This is a genomic window from Rosettibacter firmus, assembly GCF_036860695.1.
Taxonomy (GTDB): Bacteria; Bacteroidota; Ignavibacteria; order Ignavibacteriales; family Melioribacteraceae; genus Rosettibacter; species Rosettibacter firmus.
On the sequence record NZ_JAYKGJ010000003.1, the window covers coordinates 280,220 to 297,729 of the forward strand.

Annotated in this window: 14 protein-coding genes; 4 read left to right on the plus strand and 10 right to left on the minus strand. The window is 30.1% G+C overall.

What is annotated here, in order from left to right; translation table 11 throughout:
- Window positions 1-184: 184 nt before the first annotated feature.
- Window positions 185-1,021, plus strand: coding sequence for a radical SAM protein (locus VJY38_RS11575; RefSeq protein WP_353680871.1), 837 nt, complete (start codon window positions 185-187; stop codon window positions 1,019-1,021).
- Between the two features lie 25 nt (window positions 1,022-1,046).
- On the opposite strand, the gene VJY38_RS11580 is transcribed toward VJY38_RS11575, so the two are convergent.
- Window positions 1,047-2,033 (minus strand): DUF1028 domain-containing protein, encoded by a 987-nt coding sequence (locus VJY38_RS11580; RefSeq protein WP_353680872.1) that lies wholly within the window; start codon window positions 2,031-2,033, stop codon window positions 1,047-1,049.
- A gap of 135 nt (window positions 2,034-2,168) precedes the next feature.
- Here VJY38_RS11580 and bamJ point away from each other — a divergent pair, with 135 nt between their 5' ends.
- Window positions 2,169-2,867, plus strand: coding sequence for a BamJ family beta-barrel-assembly machinery protein (gene bamJ, locus VJY38_RS11585; RefSeq protein WP_353680873.1), 699 nt, complete (start codon window positions 2,169-2,171; stop codon window positions 2,865-2,867).
- A gap of 70 nt (window positions 2,868-2,937) precedes the next feature.
- Here the strand turns inward: bamJ and hemL are convergent, their stop codons facing one another.
- Window positions 2,938-4,245, minus strand: a complete 1,308-nt coding sequence (gene hemL, locus VJY38_RS11590) for a glutamate-1-semialdehyde 2,1-aminomutase (RefSeq protein WP_353680874.1) — start codon at window positions 4,243-4,245, stop codon at window positions 2,938-2,940.
- A gap of 295 nt (window positions 4,246-4,540) precedes the next feature.
- Here hemL and miaB point away from each other — a divergent pair, with 295 nt between their 5' ends.
- The gene (gene miaB, locus VJY38_RS11595; RefSeq protein WP_353680875.1) at window positions 4,541-5,845 is read left to right on the plus strand and encodes a tRNA (N6-isopentenyl adenosine(37)-C2)-methylthiotransferase MiaB; all 1,305 of its coding nucleotides are present in this window, start codon (window positions 4,541-4,543) and stop codon (window positions 5,843-5,845) included.
- Window positions 5,846-6,020: 175 nt separating this feature from the next.
- Window positions 6,021-6,527 (plus strand): PaaI family thioesterase, encoded by a 507-nt coding sequence (locus VJY38_RS11600; protein ID WP_353680876.1) that lies wholly within the window; start codon window positions 6,021-6,023, stop codon window positions 6,525-6,527.
- Here VJY38_RS11600 and VJY38_RS11605 read toward each other — a convergent pair whose 3' ends face one another.
- From VJY38_RS11605 to hemN, 8 genes are all read right to left on the minus strand, one after another.
- A complete protein-coding gene (locus VJY38_RS11605) occupies window positions 6,528-7,793 on the minus strand; it encodes an MFS transporter (protein WP_353680877.1) in 1,266 nt (421 codons plus the stop codon). It abuts the gene before it with no gap.
- A gap of 74 nt (window positions 7,794-7,867) precedes the next feature.
- Window positions 7,868-8,854, minus strand: a complete 987-nt coding sequence (hemB, locus tag VJY38_RS11610; protein WP_353680878.1) for a porphobilinogen synthase — start codon at window positions 8,852-8,854, stop codon at window positions 7,868-7,870.
- Between the two features lie 122 nt (window positions 8,855-8,976).
- A complete protein-coding gene (gene pgl, locus VJY38_RS11615) occupies window positions 8,977-9,732 on the minus strand; it encodes a 6-phosphogluconolactonase (protein WP_353680879.1) in 756 nt (251 codons plus the stop codon).
- The gene (gene zwf / locus VJY38_RS11620) at window positions 9,729-11,243 is read right to left on the minus strand and encodes a glucose-6-phosphate dehydrogenase (protein ID WP_353680880.1); all 1,515 of its coding nucleotides are present in this window, start codon (window positions 11,241-11,243) and stop codon (window positions 9,729-9,731) included. The genes pgl and zwf overlap by 4 nt, the downstream gene beginning before the upstream one ends.
- A gap of 95 nt (window positions 11,244-11,338) precedes the next feature.
- Window positions 11,339-12,703, minus strand: a complete 1,365-nt coding sequence (hemG, locus tag VJY38_RS11625) for a protoporphyrinogen oxidase (RefSeq protein ID WP_353680881.1) — start codon at window positions 12,701-12,703, stop codon at window positions 11,339-11,341.
- A gap of 30 nt (window positions 12,704-12,733) precedes the next feature.
- Entirely contained in the window at window positions 12,734-14,830 is a 2,097-nt protein-coding gene (locus tag VJY38_RS11630; protein ID WP_434968571.1) for a M3 family metallopeptidase, read from the minus strand.
- Between the two features lie 300 nt (window positions 14,831-15,130).
- Entirely contained in the window at window positions 15,131-16,084 is a 954-nt protein-coding gene (gene hemH, locus VJY38_RS11635) for a ferrochelatase (protein ID WP_353680883.1), read from the minus strand.
- A 35-nt stretch (window positions 16,085-16,119) separates the two neighbouring features.
- Window positions 16,120-17,496, minus strand: coding sequence for an oxygen-independent coproporphyrinogen III oxidase (gene hemN / locus VJY38_RS11640; protein WP_353680884.1), 1,377 nt, complete (start codon window positions 17,494-17,496; stop codon window positions 16,120-16,122).
- Window positions 17,497-17,510 lie beyond the last annotated feature (14 nt).

The window sequence follows — 17,510 nt, forward strand, 5'->3', positions numbered from 1 at the left end:
TTTTATTAAATTAGTTATAGTCTAATTATTTATTGCAATGAAATTCAAACCTTCCTATATAAAATTATTAGAAAGCGGGGAACTTAAAGAGAGAGCAGAAAAAGCTCTCAAAATTTTAGAATCCTGTAGAAGTTGCCCGAGGAATTGTGAAGTTAACAGATTTAAGAACGAATATGGATTCTGCATGAGCGGTTATCTCCCAATTGTATCATCATTTACACCACATTATGGAGAAGAACCTGGATTATCTGGAACTCGTGGTGCAGGAAATATCTTTTTTGGTAATTGTAATTTGAGATGTATTTTTTGTCAGAATTATGAAATAAGTCAAAACTGGAGAAATGAAATTAAACACGAAGTAAGTCACGAAAGATTAGCTGAAATAATGTTGAGACTTCAGTCAATGAATTGCCATAACATTGGATTGGTCTCTCCCACTCATTTTTCTGCAACAATTTTAAAATCCATTTACATAGCAGCTGAGCGTGGCTTGCAACTTCCAATTATTTATAATACTAACGGATACGATTCAGTTGAAATCTTAAAACTTTATGATGGAGTAATTGATATTTACTTGCCAGATTTTAAATATGGCAATGATGAATACGCAAAAAAATACTCACTTGCAGATAATTATTTTGAAATCACAAAAGCTGCAATCAAAGAAATGTTCAGACAAGTAGGTGATGAGCTTATCTATGAGAATAATGTTGTTGTAAGGGGCTTGATTATTCGTCATTTAGTTCTTCCAAATGGTTTAGCAGAATCTGAAAAAGTTTTTAAATTTATTGCAGAAGAACTAAGTCCAAAAGTTCATATTTCGTTAATGTCTCAATACTATCCAGCAAATAAAGCTTATAAAGAAATTTTACTGAATCGTACAATTAGAGAAATCGAATATGAAAGAACACTTGAATTAATGGATAAATATGGTTTACACAATGGTTGGATTCAGGAACTTGATAGTTTTCATAATTACAGACCACACTTCTTAGAAGATCGAGAAAATCCTTTTAGATAATTACAAAAGTCATTTTATCATAAAATTAATATTTCATAATCTCTTCAAGTTCTTCACTTTTTATTTTAAGTAAACCATTTGGAATTAATCTTGGTGTTAAAGTTTTCCAGTTTTTATCTTTTGAAAAAATTTCTTTAAATATTGGTAATGCTTCATTTAATTTCCCATTATTTGCAAGAGCAACTGCAGTCCAGTATTTCATTTCAAGATTATCTGGAAACATTTCCATTGCAGCATTATATTCTTTCATAGCTTCTTCCATATTATTTTTTTCTACAGCCAGATCTCCCTTGTTCATATGTTCATAAGCACTATGAATCTTTAATAATCTTCTTAGTTCTTTCAAAGGTTCAGGATTATCATCAACTCTTAAATCTACAATTTTATCTTCCCAGATTTTACCAGTAGGTTTTCCAGAAAAGACAAGCAAAGCAGCTGATTGTTTTCCTCTAATATCTCCTCCTGCATTTTCTGCTGCTTCGAGTGCAATTAATAATCTTTCTGCAAGTGTTCCTTTAGACAATTCAAAAGCTTTAGCCATTGCAGGCCATACATTATCATTTGCCATCAAATTTGCCTGAACAGAAAATCCTTTTCCAGTAATATGTCCTGCAGATTGAATACAATTTTTTCCAGTATATGCAGCTACATTTCCTTTTGCATCAAGTACTGCAAGTTGACGATAATCTCTTCCTTCGTCATTTTCAATTAATACATTTACTACCTGCTGTGGTGTTAATCCATTTTTTAAAAGTTCCAATCCTCTTGGACCAAAAGAAGGATTTACAAAAGATTGCGTTGCAATAACTCCAACTCCAGCTTCGCCCCAGCTAACAACTGTGCCCACAGAAAACCAGTGCGATTGAACTGCAACTCCAATTTCACCAGTTGTTGAATCATAAGCTACAATTGAATATGTATTAACAAGTGGATTTGCTTTTTCAAAAACTTGAGAATAAGTAATTGATACTAAAATCAAAAAGTTCACGAAAATCACTTTAAATGTTTTCATAACTTTCTCCTTATGTAATCAAAACTAAAATAAAACTTTTTCTTATATATAAAAACAATAAATTTGCTATTGATTATTAATTGCTTTTATTTTCGTTTATCTAATTAACTAATTAAAATTTATTCTGGAGTTACAATGAAGTATCTAAAAATATTTTTGCTTTCTACAATACTTACTTCAATAATATTTGCACAAAATACAAAAGAACAAAAGATAGAATTAAAAACACAGGATGATTCTATCAGTTATAGCATTGGGCAGAACATCGGTAAAAATTTGAAAGACGCTGATCTGAATATCAATTTTGAACTTTTATATCAGGGAATGAAAGATCAGGTTAAAGGCAGTTCATTATTAACAGATACTGATATTCAGAGAGTTATGATAGCTTTTAATCAAAAATTAATTGCTAAAAGAAATGCACAGTTAAAAGCTCAAAAAGAAAAAAATAAAAAAGAAGCCGAAGCTTTCTTAGAAGAAAATAAAAAGAAAGAAGGTGTTGTTACTTTACCAAGTGGTTTGCAATATAAAAAATTAGTTAGTGGCAATGGACCTTCGCCAAAAGAAACGAGCATAGTTAAAGTTCATTATGTAGGTAAATTAATTGATGGTCGTGAATTTGATAATTCATACAAAAGAGGCGAGCCAGCAGAATTTCCATTAAATCAGGTTATAAAAGGATGGACTGAAGCTTTGCAGTTAATGCATGTTGGTGATAAATGGATTTTATATGTACCACCAGAATTAGGTTATGGAGAAAATGGGGCTGGAAATACAATTGAACCCAATTCACTTTTAATTTTTGAAGTAGAATTACTTGATATATTAAATTAACATAAACCATATATAAAAACGCAGATGAGAAGGAACAGTGAAATTAATAAATCATCTCATCTGCGTTTTTTTAATTCGCTAAAACTTTTCTTAATGCTTCATTACTTGCATTTATAGTTTTCTCGAGATCTTCAATTGAATGTGCAGTCGAAACAAACATCGCTTCAAACTGGGAAGGTGGTAAATAAATACCTCTATTCAGCATTTCGTGAAAATATCTGGCAAATAGTTGTGTGTCTGATTTCAATGCAGATTTATAATCCATAACAGGTTCTTCAGTAAAAAATAATGTCATCATAGAACCAATTCGATTTAACTGATAATTTTTACCCAATGATTTAATTCCTTCACGAATTCCATTTTCAAGATAAGCTGAATTCTTTTCAAGTGTATCATAAATTTCAGGATGATTCTTAATGTAAGAGAGAGCAGCATAACCAGCACTCATAGCAATTGGATTACCACTTAATGTTCCAGCCTGATAAATTGGTCCACTTGGTGATATCATCTCCATAATATCTCTTCTTCCACCATATGCTCCAACTGGCAATCCACCACCAATTATTTTTCCAAATGTTGTTAAATCTGGTTTAACGTTGAATAATTCCTGTGCCCCTCCTTTAGAAAGGCGGAAACCTGTCATCACTTCATCAAATATTAAAATAATTCCTTCTTCACTACAGATATCTCGTAACTCTTTCAAAAAATTTTCTTTGGGAATTACTGTTCCCATATTTCCAACAACAGGTTCAATTATAACTGCTGCAATTGTATTTCCATATGATGATTTATTTTCTTTAATCAACTTTTTAAATGAATCGATATTATTAAATTCAGCTATTAAAGTATCTGCTGCATTTCCTTTTGTTACACCCGGTGAAGTTGGAACACCAAAAGTTAAAGCACCACTCCCTGCTTTAATTAAAAAGAAATCTCCGTGACCGTGATAACAACCTTCAAATTTTATAATCTTATCTTTACCTGTAAAACCTCTTGCAGCACGAATTGCACTCATTGTTGCTTCGGTACCACTATTTACCATTCTAATCATCTCTATAGAAGGTACAAGTTCAGTTATAAGTTGAGCAATTTTTACTTCGAGTTCTGTAGGAGCACCAAAACTTGTTCCATTTTCCAGTGCGTTCAATATCGCCTGTTTAATAAATGGTGGATTATGACCAAAAAGGTGTGGACCCCAGCTACCAATAAAATCGATAAATTCATTACCATCTACATCAATCATCTTGGAACCATATCCCTTTGAAATAAAAAGTGGGGTACCGCCTACTGATTTAAATGCTCTCACAGGTGAATTTACACCACCAGGAATATATTTTTTTGCTTCTTCAAATAGCTTTTCACTTAATTGCGTATTCATCTATTCTCCTGATTAATGAATTAAAAATATCTAAAATTATTTGCTAAAATAATTAATTTAATTTACTTATAAGCTAAAAAGAAAAGTAAGTTATTATTACAATCTGTATTATAAAAACACGACTTTAATTTATTAGAATATTATTAATCGTGATAATTTTTTATAATTCTTACTATATCCTGATTCTCTGTCTATTTTTTTATTTTGAATTGAAATAGTTATTCAGCCATAATATCTTGTTAATGAACGATATAATTTATAGTTTTGAAACCCCGGATAAAAATTAATTTATAGTATGAACAACAAAGTATACATTGAAACATACGGTTGCCAGATGAATTTAGCTGATTCAGAATTGGTAATGGGCATATTAAAAAGAAAAGGCTATGAAATCACAAAAGAACTCGATTCAGCCAATGTAATTCTTTTAAATACATGCAGTGTAAGAGAAAATGCAGAAGAAAAAATTTTTCATCGTTTAGATCATCTAAAAAGTATTAAAAGAGGGAAGCCTTCTACAGTTATTGGTATATTGGGCTGTATGGCAGAACGACTTCGCAAAAATTTGATAGAAGAAAAGAAAATTGTTGATGTTGTAGTTGGACCTGATGAATATAGAAGATTACCAGAATATCTTGATATGGCTTTTGGAGGTGAAAAAGGAATAGGTGTAAAACTTTCGAGAACTGAAACATACGAAGACATAGAGCCTTATCGAGAAGAAGGAATTAGTGCATGGATTGCAGTAATGAGAGGTTGTGACAAATTCTGTTCATTTTGTGTTGTACCATTTACTCGAGGCCGCGAAAGAAGTCGTTCGCTCCATTCAATAGTTGAAGAAATCAAAAAACTTTCTGATCGTGGATTTAAAGAGGTTACTTTATTAGGACAAAATGTTAATTCTTACAGAGATGATGGTCATGATTTTGCTGATTTACTTGCAGCTGCAGCCAGGGTCGATAAAAATATGAGAATTAGATTTACTACATCACATCCACAGGATTTATCTGATAAACTTTTATATACAATTGCCGAACATGATAATATTTGTAACTATATACATCTTCCTGTACAATCTGGTTCAAACAGAATTTTAGAATTAATGAATCGTTCTTACACTATTGAACATTATCTTAATTTGATTGAAAAAGCTCGTAAGATTATTCCAGGATTAAGTTTATCTACAGATATAATTGCTGGTTTCCCAACTGAAACAGAAGAAGATCATCAGATGACACTTAATGTAATGAAAGAAATTCGCTACGATGGAGCATTTATGTTTAAATATTCTCCAAGAGAAGGAACAAAAGCATATAATATGGTAGACGATGTTCCCGAAGAAATTAAATTGAGAAGATTGAATGAAATTATTGAATTACAACAGGAAATTTCTTTTGAAATTAATCAGCAATTAATTAACAAAGAAGAAATTATATTAGTTGAAGGATTGAGTAAAAAATCAGATCAATTTTATTCTGGCAGAACCGATACAAACAAAGTTGTTATCATCCCTCGATATGATAGCATAAAAATTGGTGACTATGTTAAAGTAAAAATCACTCGCGTTACTTCTGCAACTTTATTTGGTGAAGTAGTTTAAATTTCCCAATCTCAGCACATTATACAATAGAACCATTATTTATTTACTACATTTTCTTATCAAAAAACTTCAAATTGCTTTATCTTTGTTATCAAATTATTTTATTTTTTTAAACATATGCGCATTTAAGGATTCTATTATTTTTAATAAATGACAAACTAAATACGGATTTAAAATGCTTCACAAAATTATTGGTAAACAACACAATTCAAAATTGTGTTTTGTATGTGGTTTAAAAAACAAATTTGGAATTAAGGCTCATTTCTACATTACAGAGAACAAGGAATTAATTGCAATTTTCAAACCACTTGAAGAACATCAAAGTTATCCCGGAAGATTACATGGTGGAATAGCATCTGCAATTTTAGATGAAACAATCGGTAGAGCAATTTTAAATCATCATCAAGAAGAAATTTGGGGCGTCACAATTGAGTTGAATGTAAAATTCAAAAAGCCAATACCATTAAATGAAGAATTAAAAGTAGTAGGAAGAATTACATCTGAGAATAATCGTCTTTTTGAAGGAAGTGGTGAAATTATTCTGGCTAATGGAGATATTGCTGTAACAGCAACCGGTAAATACTTAAAAGTACCATTAGAAAAAATTACAGAATTCGACAAAGAAGAAAATGAATGGAAAATTGTTAAGCTGGAGAATGATCCAGAAGAAATTGAAATATAATTATTCAATATCGATTAATTTAGGATAATTATATAAAACAATTCCCGATAATATTAACAAAATTACTCCATTAATCATTACTGCTAAATGAGCACCAAAATGTTCTGCAAGTGTACCAATTAATAATGAACCTATTGGCATTAAAGCAAAAAAACTAAAACTATAAATACCCATAATTCTTCCTCTAAACTCTTCTGTTACTAATGTCTGAGTTAGTCCATTTGATAAATTATTAATTGCAAGAATAGCAGCTCCAATAAGTATCAATAAAGTAGATGATATTACAAAGGTTCTATTAAAAGAAAATAGTATCATTAAGATTGGAAGTGAAATCATACTAAAGCTCAGAACTTTTCCTCTGATTAAATATTTACTTGTAGAAGCAATCATTAAAGCACAGAGTACAGCTCCAATACCTCTTGCAGTTTGTAAGAATCCATTAGTTGCTGCATTACCATGTAATATTTTTACTGCCCAGTCAGGGAATATAGTTACAATACTAATTCCAAACATGCTTGTAAAAGCTACAATTAACATAATTAACAATAATAATTTTTGTGTCCTCAAATATTTAATGCCATCTAAAAATTCCTTTGGTGCAGATTTATTTTCCAATTTTTTATTTATTGCATTTAATTTCATACGTAAAAGATTATAAATAACTGCAATAAATGAAATTCCATTTATAGTAAAACACCAGGCAGGACCCAAAATTGCATAAACAATTCCTGCGACAGCTGGACCAATTGCAGCTGCAGTATGAAACATAGTTGAGTTCAAAGCAATAGCATTTATTAATGCATCTTTTTCAACCAGTTCATTAACAAATGCCTGACGTGCAGGAGCATCAAAAGCATTTATAACACCAAGTAAAAAAGCTAAAAGAATTATATGCCATGGTTGAATTAGTTTTGAAAAAGTTAGAAATGCAAGTATAAATGCAAATATCATCATTAATATTTGAGTTACAATAATAATATTTTTTCTCGGGAATCTATCTGCAATTACTCCACCATAAAGCATAAATAACCAGGTAGGAATTCCACTTGCAAAACCAACATATCCAAGAAATGCAGGTGAATGTGTCAATTCATAAATAAAAAATGCCTGTGCAGTTGTTTGCATCCAAGAACCAAAGAGAGAAACAATTTGTCCCTGAAACCATAATTTATAATTCGGATATTTTAAGGCTGCAAAAGTATTCTTAATTGTAAATTTAGGTTTTAAATCGAATGTTTCTGAATTCTCTTTCTTAAATAAATTCATTTTAATAATAAAACAGAAATTATATCATTCTCAAATAAAATTATTAAAGCCAGTAATTTGAAATAAGCATTGTTTTATTTTTTCTTATTATCAAGATATTTAGCCACATCTTTTGCGAAATATGTTAAAATCATATCTGCTCCTGCACGTTTAATTGCAGTAAGAGATTCAATCATAACTCTTTCTTCGTCAATCCATCCTAATTTTGATGCAGCTTTTATCATCGAATATTCACCACTTACCTGATATGCTGCTGTTGGCATTCCAAATTTTTCTTTAACACGCCAGATTATATCAAGATAAGCACCTGCAGGTTTAACCATTATAATATCTGCACCTTCTTCTATATCAGATTCTGCTTCTCTTAAAGCTTCGAGTGCATTTGCAATATCCATTTGATGAGAGCGTCTATCTCCAAAAGCTGGAGCTGATTCTGCTGCATCTCTAAATGGCCCATAGAATCCAGATGCATACTTAACAGCATAACTGAGAATCGGTATTTCAATAAATCCATTTTCATCAAGTATCTTTCTTATTGCTAAAACTCTTCCATCCATCATATCAGATGGAGCAACTATATCTGCTCCTGCCTGTACATGTGTTAATGCTTCTTTAGCAAGTAATTCTACAGTCTTATCATTTAATATTTTTTCTCCATCTAAAATACCACAATGACCATGAGATGTATATTCACACATACATACATCTGTTATAACTAATAAATTCGATGTGTTCTTTTTAATTTCTCTTACTGCACGTTGAACTATTCCTTCAGGATTATAAGCTTCTGAACCCATTTCATCTTTATGTTCAGGAATTCCAAATAAAATAATAGCAGGAATTCCAAGTTGTTCAACTTCTTTACATTCTTCAACAAGCACATCTATTGACATCTGATAAACACCTGGCATAGATCGAACTTCTTTTTTCACATTTGTTCCAGGTACAACGAATAGCGGATAAATTAAATCATTCTTACTAATTTGTGTCTCGCGTACCATATCGCGGACTACTGGATTATATCTTAATCTTCTTAATCTTTTAATTGGAAAGGTTGCCATTTTTATTCTCACTTTTTTAAAATTATTTAATATTCAGAAAGTTATTCATTAATTTACTTACAAATATATTAACAAATACAGCATTAATTAAAATACAGGATCAGCTTTATACAAAAACATTGTCATATAAATAAATTTATTTTCGATTTATCAAGTAACTGGGAAGATTCTTTATCTAATAACCAGATTAATTTTCCTGAATCTGGTTGAACATAACTGGCAGGATATTTTTCAGAAATGCTGTTTTCATTTACAATTTCATAAACTTTTTCTGATTTATTTTTTCCTGTTACAAGAAAAATTACCTTAGCAGCATTATTAATAACTTTTCCAGTAAGAGTTATTCTTTTCTGTTTTGTTTGTGGATGAATAGAAGTAACACAAAATTGATCTGAAAAGAAAAGTTCTAATTGTTCAGGAAAAATAGATGCTGTATGTCCATCTTCTCCCAATCCAAGCATAATCAAATCGAATGATGGGACTCCATTAATAATTTTTAATTCATCTAAAAGTAATTTCGAATATCGAGGAGCTTCTACTTCAGGAATCTCTTCTCCTTTCATTCTAAATATGTTTTCTTCTGGAATATTCACATACTTCAATAAATTATTATAAGCCATGTTATAATTACTCTGTTCATCTTCTGGATTTACACATCTTTCATCACTCCAGAATATTTTTATTTTACTCCAATCAATTTCATCTTTATAATCTTTAGAAATAGACAAAAATAAATTTTTAGGCGTTGCACCACCTGAAAGTGCAATTGTAAAATAATCATCTTTTCTAACATCATTAATTTCTCTTTTCAAATATTCAATAGAGTATTTAGCTAAGGAATCTATGTTATCAAATACTATTATTTTATCATTTCTCATAATTCACAATAAGTATTATTATTAGAAAGATTACGACAAGGATAATGCCATGAAATATTTTTTTCGTCGAATAATTTATTTGCTTCCAGTGGTCCCCATGTACCAGCAGGATATCCATATAATGGTATGGAGTGATTATTTTTCCATGCATCAATTACTGGTGTAAGAAATTTCCATGCTGCAATTACTTCTTCTGTTCTTGCAAAGAGTGTATTATCTCCCTTAATTGTATCATATAGAAGTCTTTCATATGCTTCTGGTAATCTTTGTGAAGCAAGCTCAGCGTATTTGAAATCAAGATCTATATTCTGTACATCAAAACCCTGTCCAGGAGTTTTAATTCCTATTTCAAGTAACATTCCTTCATCTGGTTGAATTCTAATAATTAATTTATTACAAGCTTCATAAATATTATTTCTTGAAAAAAGAAAATGAGGAGTTGGTTTAAAGTGAATTACAACCTCAGTCACCTGAACTGGAAGTCGTTTTCCTGTTCTGATATAAAATGGGACACCACCCCATCTCCAGTTATCAATAAAAAATTTAATAGCAGCATAAGTTTCTGTCCGCGATTCTGGATTAATATGATTTTCTTCTCTATAACCTTTAATATATTCATTGTTTATTGTAGATGAAGTATATTGCCCTCTTACAGCAATAGAAGAAACTTCTTCAATTTTAATCGGTCGAAGTGATTGAAAAACTTTTAAGATTTCATTACGAATTGAAAGAGGTTCAAGTGATGAAGGTGGTTCCATTGCAACTAATCCAACAACCTGCAATAGATGATTCTGAATCATATCTCGCAAAGCACCAATATTATCATAATATCCACCACGGTTTTCAACACCAATATTTTCTGCTGCAGTAATTTCAATGTGATGAATATAATTTCTATTCCAGAGAGGTTCGAAAATACCATTGGAAAACCGTGTAACCAATAAGTTTTGAACAGTCTCTTTTCCAAGGTAATGGTCAATACGAAAGATTTGTTCTTCTTTCCAGTGTTTTAATAATATTTCTTTTAATTGTAATGCAGAATCAAGATCATATCCAAAAGGTTTCTCAACAATTATTCTTTTCCATCCATTATCTTCTCTATTTAATCCCACAAGAGCTAAGTTTTCAGGAATTTTATAATATAAATCAGGTGGTGTAGATAAATAAAATATTGTATTTCCATTTATATTACTTCGAGTTCTTAATTCTTCGAGTCGTTGATTTAAATAGTTATATGAGTTTAGATCATCATATTGAATTTGTTCATAGAGTAGATGATCAGCAAATTCTTTTAGGCGAGAAAAATCACCAGATTTATAATATTTTTTTATAGACTCAATCATTAATTCTCTAAAACTTGCACTTGAAATCTCTGTACGGGCAGCCCCCACAATTAAAAATTTTTCTGGAAGCATTTTATTAAGATAAAGTGAATAAAGTGCTGGAATTAACTTTCTTTTTGTAAGATCTCCAGAAGCTCCAAAAATTACATGTATATGATTGTTATCCATAATTTCATTAATTATTTATTAAATACAAATTTGATGCTGGAAATTTCTGAAGGTATCAGAATTAGTTAAGAAAATTATACGAAATAAAAATCAAATTAATTATCAATGTTCTGAGTTCTTATTTCAGAATTTTTTACACAATCTCCAACAGAAATTCCACCCCTGTAATTGCCACTTAAAAATATACCTGGATTATTGCTTTCAAATTTTTCAAAATAAAGTTCATGTTCAATATAACCGAGATTATATTGTGGGATTGCTTTTTCCCAGAATTTATCTTTTAGAATGAGAGGATCACTTTTTATCTTCATAATTTCTTTGAATTCTTTAAGAACTATATCTATAAGTTTTTCTTTCTCAATATCAAATAAATGTGGTGAACGTGCACCACCAATAAATAAAGTAAATGCAGCTTTATCTTCATCACATCGATTTGGAAAGATTGCAGAACTCCAGATTGCACCAAGAAAATGTTTTTGTTCTTTCGAGGGAATTAAAAATCCAAAACCATCTAAAGGTGTTTGGACACTTTCTTTTTTAAATCCAAGATATAAAACCATTACAGGTGGATAATAAATTTCATTCAAATGATTTGACAGTTCAGAATCTAATTCATCAAAGATCTTTGATGCCACATAAGCAGGAACTGTGGAGAAAACTATATCAGAATATATCTTATTTAATTGCCCACTTTTTTCATAAGTTATTTCCCATTTATCATCAACTTTTTTTACTTTTTTAACAATGCATTCATATAAAATATTTTGTTCTAATTTTTTAGCAATTGCTTGTGGAAAAGATTGCATCCCATTTATAAATGAAAACATCTTTGCACTTTGTTTTGATTGTTCAGCTCTTTGCTTTCTTTCTTTTGCACCTTTTATCATTCCTTTAATCAAACCACCATAGACTTCTTCCAGTCGATATAATTTGGGAAAAGCAGATTTAACACTTAACTTTTCAGGATCACCAGCAAATACACCACTAACAAATGGATCGATTGCATAATCAAGAAATTCACCGCCCAATCTTCTTCTTACAAATTCAGCAACACTTTGATAATATCCATCTACGGATTTCCCAACAAATGGTTCTGCAAGTAATCTTAGTTTGGCTTTTGTAGAAAATAATTTTGTCTTAATAAAAAGGAGAGGATTCATCGGTAGAGCATGAAGTTCATTATTTTTTAAGATGTATCTATTTTTTGATGATTCATTTGCATAAACAAATTCATCTACCAATCCTACTTCTTCAACAATTTGACGAATTAAAGGTGTTGTTTCAAGTCCACTATTTGGACCATAATCGATCAAAAAATTATCAATAATTTCAGTTTGCATAGAGCCACCAGATTTGCTGGCAGCTTCCAGTATTTTTATATCAAAACCTTTTTTAAAGAGCCAATAAGCAGAAGTAAGACCCGATATCCCTGCACCAAGAATTACAATTTTCTTACTCATACAGTTCTCCAGAATAATATTTCATTTTACCTAATTCAAACCTCTTCTTTTTAAAAGAGCATTAACTTTTGGTTCGCGACCTCTAAATTTTATGTATAGAACCATTGGATCTTCAGTTCCACCTTTTGATAGAATAAAATTCCTGAATGAATTTGCTGTTTCTGGATCGAACAAATTACCTTTTTCTTTAAATGCTTCAAAAGCATCGGCATCGAGAACTGCAGCCCATATATAACTGTAATATCCTGCTGAATAGCCACCAACAATATGAGCAAAATTTGTTGTTTGATAACGAGATTCTATTTCTGGAATTTTTCCAATTTTATCAAAACATTCTTTTTCAAATTGAATAACATCTCTTTCTACAGTGTCTGTAATTGTGTGCCAGTCCATATCCAAGAAAGATGCTGCAAGATATTCAACAGTTTCAAATCCCTGATTAAACAATTTTGAATTTTCGAGTTTATCAATTAATTCTTGAGGAATTACTTCTCCAGTTTGATAATGTTTAGCATACATTTTAAGAACTTCTGGTTCTAAAGCCCAATTCTCCATTATTTGTGAAGGAAGCTCAACAAAATCTCTTGGTACCCATTTAGTACCATGATAAACAGTGTTTGAAAATAAAGAATGAAGAGCATGACCTAATTCGTGAAACAAAGTATTTACTTCATCAATGCTCATCAGTGCAGGTTTATCGGATGTAGGTTTTGAAAAATTGCCAACATTATAAACTAATGGCGTAATAAATTTCCCTTTAATATTCGATTGACTTCTAAAACTGCTTGACCATGCACCACTTCTTTTTCCATCACGTGGAAAATAATCTGCATAAAAAATTCCAATATGTTTTCCATTTTGTTCCTGAACTTCAAAGACTTTAACATCGGGATGATAAACTTGAATATCATTTCGTTCAATAAATTTTATTCCATAAAGTTTTGATGCAACTTCAAAAGCTCCTTTCAATACATTTTCCATTTTGAAATATGGACGTAACATTTCTTCATCAAGTGCATATTTTTCCTGTTTTACTTTTTCTGCATAATACCACCAGTCCCACGGCTGTAATTTAAAATTACCTCCTTCTCTATCAATAATTCTTTGCATTTCTTCTACTTCCATTTTAGCTCTTTTAATTGCTGGTTCCCACAATTGATGTAAGAATTTATAAACATTTTCAGGATTCTTTGCCATATTTCTTTCAAGAACAAAATCTGCATGTGTTTTATAACCAAGAAGATTTGCTTTTTTAACTCTTAGAGAAATAATTCTTGAAATTATTTTCTTATTATCAAATTCATTATTGTTATTGCCACGATTAATATATGCTTTAAATAATTTTTCTCTTAATTCTCTTTTAGGTGAATATTGAAGGAAAGGAATCCAGCTTGGTTTTTGTAATGTAAAAACCCATTTGCCAGGATAACCTTTTTCATTTGCAAGTTCTGCAGCAAATTTAATTACATTTTCGGGCAAGCCAGCAAGATCTTCTTTTTTATCTATTACTAAAGCAACAGCATTTGTTTCTTTAAGTAAGTTTTCGTTGAATTTGAGTGACAAAACTGATAGTTCTTCATTAATTTTTCTTAATTCATCTTTTTCTTGTTTATTTAAATTAGCACCACTTCTTACAAAATCGATATAATAAAATTCAAGTAATCTTTTCTGTTCCTGCGTTAAATTTAATTTATCTCGTTGATCGTATAATACTTTTATTCTCTGGAATAATTTTTCATTCAAATAAATATCATCACGATGTTTTGAAAGCATTGGTGTGACTTTTCTTGCAATTGCTTGAAGTTCATCGTTTGTATTTGCCCCCTGTAATCCATAAAAAACACTTGTAACTTTATCAAGTAGTTCACCACTTAATTCCATTGCTTCGATTGTATTTTCGAATGTTGGTGGTTCAGAATTGTTTGCTATTTTTTGAATTTCTTCCTCTTCAATTTTTATTGCTTCTTCAATAGCAGGTAAAAAGTGTTCGGTTTTTATTTCATTAAATGGTGGTGTCTGGAATGGTGTATCCCATGTTTTAAAAAATGGATTATTCATAAGTTTACTCTCTTGTGCTTTTGAGGTTGATAATAAAATTAATAATAAGAATAAAAGTTTTGATTTCATTTTTATACCATGATTTTTGTTTTATAAATCGAGTTAATAGTTATTTCTTTCAATGTATTTTTTTTGTGGACTTATGTTTACGGTAATAATTTTCAATCATGTCTTTTATTCAAGAGAATGCAAGGAATTACTGTTATGTCATTTTAAGAATATTTATAATCAATTTTGAATAACATTTAGTTTTATACTCTTTGTAAAATATTATATAGAATCTTATAAACTCAAAACCACTTAATCCTTTCAATCTCAGCGTGCTCTGTGGTTAATTTAAATATCTTGCAGAAATATCATTGAATAATTTTATACATTACTCATTACTAAATCTAACAATGCATCTACAAATAAATCAGAGTCGTTCAAGCCTGTCATAACATAATAATTTTCTATACCCGATTCTTTTGCAACATGTCTATATTCAATATCCAGTTCGTATAAAGTTTCTATATGGTCAGAGACAAAGCTTATTGGTACAATCAATAAGTTTTTAATTCCATTTTGACTGAGTTCCTCAATCATTTTATCTGTTGCAGGTTCAAGCCATTTCATTGGTCCAACTTTACTTTGAAAACAAAGGTGATATGGATGAGAATAATTTCTTGCCTTCATTACTGCTTCCATAGTTTCTTTAATTTGATGACTATATGGATCGCCATTCTTAACCAAGCTTACTGGAGTTCCGTGTGCACTAAATACAATATGAATTTTATCTTTAACATCTTCAGGAAATTTTGAAATTGTCTCATCAATTCTTTGATTAATTGCTGCAATATACTTTTCGTTAAGATAATAACTCTTTATAAAAATTAATTTATCACTTTCATTTTTATAATATCGATTCCATTCATTAAAAGAAGAGCCAGTGGTTGTAATTGAATAATGTGGATAAAGTGGCAACAAAATTACTTTCGAATAATTTTCTTTTTCAATTTTATCGACTACTTCTTTAGTAAAAGGTTTCCAGTATCTCATTGCAACATAAACATCTGCTTGAAGATTCTTTTTTCTTAATTTTTCTTCAAGTTTAGATCTCTGAATTTCTGTCCAATGACCAATTGGTGATTTACCACCAATGAGTTTATATTCTTCGATTACTTTAGGTGCTCTAAAATGTGATATGAGTTTAGCAAAGAGTTTTTGTCCAACTGGAATTTTGAAAATATCAGGGTCACAAAATAAATTATAAAGGAATGGTTCAACTGCATCGAGTGAATCGGGACCTCCAAGATTTAATAATACTACTGCAAATTTACTCAATATAATTTCCTTTCATTTATTAGAAAAATATACTTTCAAATTGTTCTTGAATATTTTGCTTTATCAATTTTTTGTTCGATATACCAGTCAAAATTCATAGCTATATTTCTTATTAAATATCTTCCCATTTCAGTAACAATCAATTTTCTATTTTTCAATTCAACCAGTCCATCTAAAATAAATTCATTCAGATTTTCAAGTGAGCGTTTGAAATAATTTTCAAACTCTATATTAAATTGTGTTTCGACAGAAGAAAAATCAAGTTCAAAGTCGCACATAATTTTTGTTATTACATGTCTTCTTAACAAATCATCATCGCTTAAGTATATACCTCTTTCTGTAGGAATAATCTCATCATTTAATTTATTGTAATATTCTTTTTCTTTTTTCACATTTTGAGCATAGCATCTACCCACCTGACTTATACTTGTAATTCCAAATCCATAAAGGTCACAACCTGCATGAGTACTATATCCCTGAAAATTTCGATATAACTTTTTTTCTTTGAGAGCTTTTGCAAGTTCGTCATCTGGTTTGGCAAAATGATCCATCCCAATAAAAACATAACCAGCATGAGTAAGTTTTTCTGTAGTAGTTTTTAGGATTTGCAACTTTTCTTCCGGTCTGGGTAAATCTTCTGGTTTTATCAATGCTTGATGTTTTTTAAGCCATGGCACATGAGCAAAATTAAAGACAGCAATTCTATCCGGTGATATATCAATAATTTTATCAACAGTTTCTGAGAAAGATTCTACAGTTTGAAAAGGGAGTCCATAGATTAAATCAATATTAATACTATGAAATTTTAATTCTCTTATCCATTGGATTACCTGTCTAGTCATATCTTCTGGTTGAATTCTATTAACAGCTTTTTGAACTTTTTCATTGAAATCCTGAACTCCCATACTAATTCTATTAAATCCATTATTTCTAAGAGCTTCGAGATGTTCTTTTGTTAGACCTCTTGGATCAATTTCACAACCCTGTTCGGCATTCAAATCAATAATAAAACTTTTTTTGATATAAGAAATTAAATCAACTATTTCATCTGGAGTAAGATGAGTGGGTGTTCCACCGCCCCAGTGAAGTTGTACAACTTTTCTTCCTTCAATAATATATGAGCGTAATAAATCAATTTCATTTTTTAAATAACTAAGGTATTCCTTAATTCTATCTCGATTTCTTGTTATTATCATATTACAACCGCAGAAATAACAAAGTGTATCACAATATGGAATATGAAAATAGAGAGAAAGATCCGGCGGATTTTCTGCGTTATTAGTTCTTATAATTTCATCAAGATAATGTTCAGATGTAAATGATTCATTAAATTGTGGTGCTGTTGGATAACTTGTATATCGCGGTCCCGGCTTATCATATTTTTTAATAAGATTTAAATCTATTTCAAACATATATTTTCCCTTCC